The sequence below is a fragment of the Boseongicola sp. genome (assembly GCF_057460485.1).
Genome location: NZ_JBVCWP010000295.1, coordinates 1 through 4,494, shown reverse-complemented (window position 1 = coordinate 4,494; position 4,494 = coordinate 1). Strand labels below are relative to the sequence as shown.

Sequence of the window (4,494 nt, the reverse complement as noted above, 5' to 3'; positions counted from 1 at the left end):
TGCTCAAGCGTGCGAGCGCCGTCCTCAAACGCCTTCTTCGAATAATTCGTGTACTCGGAGACAATCGCCTGGAAGCCCTTGTTTGCGTCGCCGTAAGAGCGGGCTACGGCTTCAAAGCTATCCTTGCCGGCCTTCTGAAACTCATCAGCAATCTTGGAGTGTTCGGTCATTTCGTACCTCTTATGTATGCGGCACCGCTTTAGCGGTGTGGGTTGATCACACGCGGCTATATGGTGCACTGCACAATAAATTGCAAGCTGAAAATGCTGTGCTGAGTAATATTCGTTTTTTGTGTCAAAACCAGTTTTATATCAACGGCCTGAATGGGTTTCCTTTGCCGCCGTAGCTCTCCCGGGAAGCCCGTACACCCGATGTCCGCATATGAGGTTGTGTGACATAATAGATGCAACCATACAAAGAGTGCACAGTTGCCGGGTGACGGCACTTCTTCCTCTTCAACTTTTTCGAGGGCCGCCGATTGAGCACATGCTCTAGCGGGCGTCCTTCAAGCATCAATTGGCCCGGGTTACTTCGACAAGGTTGTCTGAGAATGACGGGGCATGCCCCATGTCGGCGAACTCGGCAGAACTGATGCTGTTCACTGTTCCATCGTTGAGCTGCCGCCAATAGCCCAACGTCGCCACGACAACGCCGGGATTGACGTCGTGTGTGATGCGGGCCAAGCCTCTGAACGCACCGCGGCTGTTCTCGACCTTAATACGGTCACCGTCGACGATGCCCCGTGGCTCCGCATCAGCCGCGTTTATTAGGACGAACTGCTCGCCCTGACCTCTGATCTTCTCTTCCATATTGGCGTAACAGGAATTCAAAAAACCGTGGCTTTTCGGTGAGACAATGTTGAGAGGATACTTCTTCGCCAGCTCAGGGTTGTTGTCCCGCGTCTCACGTGCCCGAACATAGTCGGGCAAGGGATCAAGCGGCTCACCTGGTTGGTTGCTCTCATACATCTGGCGGAATGGACCAGCCACAAAGTTCGTAGCGTTTTCGATGAGGAAATGGCACTTGCCAGTCGGCGTCGGGAAGTTTCCTTCGCGATGAGGAACCCGATCGTCCTTCGTGCCTACCGTCAACCTAGCGAAGCCATGCTTACGCATGTACTCCAAATCGATGCCATCGCAGGCGGGTGAGTCCCAGTCGACATAATGTTCCAGGCATTCGCTATCGGACCATTTGAAGTTTTCTTCCTCAAATCCCATCCGAGCGGCCAAGCGGCGAAAGATCTCGTTGTTCGGAATCGCCTCGCCGGGACTTTCAACGCATTTGGCGTTGTAGGTCAGATAGAGATGACCCCAGGACAGGATCATGTCTTCCATCTCGGCACCCATTGATGCGGGCAGCACGATGTCTGCATACGAAGCCGTATCGGAGATAAAGTGCTCTGCGCTGACCAAGAACAAGTCCTCACGCATAAGACCCTCGACGATTTTGTCTGTCTCCGGGGCCTGGGTCACCGGATTGGAGTTCCAGCACATCATCGACTTGATCGGCGGATCGAGCGGGGTCTCACCGGTGAGCACCCGTCCGATCTGCAGGTTGTTGATCACGCGCGTGCCCTCTGGGATCAGGTCAGGCCGGCAGATAACATTGAATTTGTAGGGGTGTTCCCAGACTGGGAACTGCGTGACTCCGCCGCCAACATGACGCCAGGCACCTGTCAGCGCGGGTATGCAGGTTACGGCACGGATTGTTTGGCCGCCGCCGTAATGGCGCTCAAGTGCGACACCCATTCGGATACCGGCTGGCTGAATCGTAGCCAACTCGCGGGCAAGTTTCTTAATGTCTTCGGCTGGGACCCCTGTGATCGCTTCGGCCCACTCCGGCGTGCGCGAAGCAGCGCGGTTGCGAAGTTCCTCGTATCCGATTGTGTAATTGTCGACGTATTCTTGGTCGACTAGACCCTGAGCGATAATGGAATTTATCACGGCCATCGCAAGGGCGCTGTCGGTGCCTGGCCTTGGGCAAATGTGCCAGTCGGCTTCCTTAGCGGTGCGAGATGTATAGGCATCGATGACGACGACCTTGGCTCCACGCTTCTGCGCATCTCTGACGATGGCCCAATGATGGAGATTGGTGCTGACGCTGTTGCATGCCCAGATGACAATATACTTTGAATGAATGTAACTCTCCGGATCAAGGCCGGCCGTCGCCCCGACGGTGAGCAGCCACGCCGTGCACGAGCCTTCACCGCAAAAGGTGCGTTCGCAAACGGTTGCCCCTAGGCGATTGAAGAACGCGTCGCCACCATTGAGGCCATGCACCAATCCCTGATGGCCTAGATAGCTGTATGGAACGATGGCTTGCGGGCCATACTCGTCGATGATGCCTTTCCAGCGCGAAACGATCGTATCGAGTGCTTCGTCCCACGATATGCGTTCGAACTGCTTAGACCCCTTCGGTCCGACGCGCCTTAGTGGATAGAGCAAGCGGTCTGGGTGATAATGACGCTTTTCATAATCTTTCAGCTTCACACAGAGACCGCCGCGCGTCATTGGATGATCGGGATTGCCGCGCACGCCCTTAAGTTTGCCATTCTCGACTTCGAACAGCATCGCACATGTATCTGGACAGTCGTGTGGGCAACCGCCGAAAGACGTAGTTGTCGATATATGCTCATTCATGGGGGTCCCTTTCACAGAAAATGGGCGGCCGCGGCTCTCAAAGGATTGGTCCGTACGCACCAGCCATATCAATTGAGCGCAGAAATCACTACACCCAGCCGAGTTCCTTCATGGCCAAGCCAGAGTGCCATATCTTGGTCATGTGTCGGATCTTCTCGCCGTCGAACTCCATGACGTAAGCATAGTCTGACGAAGTCGACTTTCCGGTCGGCGGGCAAGGCCCTCCCTCTCCCGTGTGTGTGCCGTGAAATACCGCGTAGGCGACTACGTGCTTGCGCGTTTGGTCGACAGCGAATGATTTCAAATCGTAACGGGCATCAGGCGTGATTTTCATCAAGCCCGTCATCCAATCGCAGTAGTCTTGCAGAGTATTGATTTCTAGCAATGGCTCAGCTTGTGACGAAAATGTTGCATTTGGCGTGCAGTATTCTTTACACGCCTGCCATCCCTTTCCCGTGTCGCAGGCTTCGAAGAAGCTCATCGCCGTGTCGGTAAGCGTCGCCATATTGATCACCTCAATGAAATACGCCTGGTCTTGCGGAAACTGAGCTCCACACTAACACGGGCCTTCCGTGTCTGGAATCATAAGCATAGTCAGTTGATGGGACTTAGCTGAAGTCAACGGCGCGGCTGAGGATGTCTGCTTGCGGGTGCAAAGCGGTCGTCGAAAGATCGCGTTCTACTGTCGGTTAATGACCCTAAGCGGACCCACTTTTCGAAGCCGAGTATGTCTGCTTTCGGGTGTAAAGCGGACGTACTCTACCAGCAGGCTGATGTCGGCTAATGACCCGAAGCGCACGCCATCGGTTTGGAAAAGGTCCTGTCAACTCGCTAACTAGGATTAACGATCAAAATCGACGAGACGGCCGTCGAACTTACGTTAGACACCGACACGTAGTGCCGTGCGGGCATCGTCTTCCTTGCGCTTCTTAGCTACTGCCTCGTCGCCTCCGCGCGTCGCCCTAAATAGTTCGAGCGTGTCGAGCTCCTCCTCGCCTGGCGGAGCTATAGCAAGATCGCTGTAGGTCCAACGATCCGGGGCCTCAAGACACTGCTTGAGAATCTTTGTGTACCGGCGGTAAACCGACCAGTATCTCCATGCCTTGCCTGCGATCTCTCCGAGATAGCGCGGATAGAAGATCAGGGGGTTCTCGCGTAGCAAACCATAACGACGGTCACGGCGAAATTTCAGGCGAAACGCTCCGCCCTCGAGCGGATGCACGCCCTCGAACTCGACCATGAGGTAAAACCAAAGGATCGTAGAAAGCGTTGTGCTTGGCCGTCCCAGCCGATTAGCGGCAACGCGGCGTAAGATGGAGCGGACGTGTTCCGGCGTGTAAAAGGCGCTCCAAGCCGAACGATAGGCATCCTCCCACTCCTCATCCGACATTCTCGGGTGATGGCTCACGCGATGGTCGAGGTCGTACTTGTTGAGATCGGAATCCATCCAGGCACCCTCCTCCAGAAGAACCTTGTGGTCCTCCGAACCTGGCAGGGGGGTTAGGAAGAAAAATTCTAGGACATCGAGCGGCAACTCCCGCTTTACGATTTCGATGTCCCGGAGAATCGATTCCTTTGTGTCGCCCGGGAAACCTAAAATGTAACCGGCATAGATCGTTGCGCCGTGCTCGCGCCACTTCTGGAGCATATAGCGATAATCAGTAATCTTGTTCTGCCGCTTCTTTGCTGCAAGCAGGTTGTCTGGATTAATGTTCTCAAGTCCAATGAAGACGCGCCGCACACCAGCCCGGGTTGTCTTCTCAATGAAATTAGGAATGCGGTGGCACAGCGTATCGACCTGAATAGTGAAACCGATATTCATACCCTCACCGAACTTGAGTTCGATTAGACGGTC

At 54.7% G+C, this 4,494-nt stretch carries 4 protein-coding genes; all 4 read right to left on the bottom strand.

Annotated features, from left to right (window positions below):
• Positions 1-170: phasin family protein (locus AC221Y_RS20625; protein ID WP_486708248.1), on the bottom strand; the 170-nt coding region annotated here is incomplete at its 3' end.
• 342 nt (positions 171-512) lie between these two features.
• Complete coding sequence (locus AC221Y_RS20620; protein WP_486708247.1) at positions 513-2,639, bottom strand: molybdopterin-containing oxidoreductase family protein; 2,127 nt, start codon at positions 2,637-2,639, stop codon at positions 513-515.
• 88 nt (positions 2,640-2,727) lie between these two features.
• Entirely contained in the window at positions 2,728-3,144 is a 417-nt protein-coding gene (locus AC221Y_RS20615; RefSeq protein WP_486708246.1) for an ester cyclase, read from the bottom strand.
• Positions 3,145-3,519: 375 nt separating this feature from the next.
• The coding region (locus tag AC221Y_RS20610; protein WP_486708245.1) for a radical SAM protein at positions 3,520-4,494 on the bottom strand (975 nt) is incomplete at its 5' end.

Bases quoted from the DNA above. Each gene is read 5' to 3' on its own strand.
- AC221Y_RS20620 (WP_486708247.1), bottom strand. From the start codon at position 2,639: ATGAATGAGCATATATCGACAACTACGTCTTTCGGCGGTTGCCCACAC.
- AC221Y_RS20615 (WP_486708246.1), bottom strand. From the start codon at position 3,144: ATGGCGACGCTTACCGACACGGCGATGAGCTTCTTCGAAGCCTGCGAC.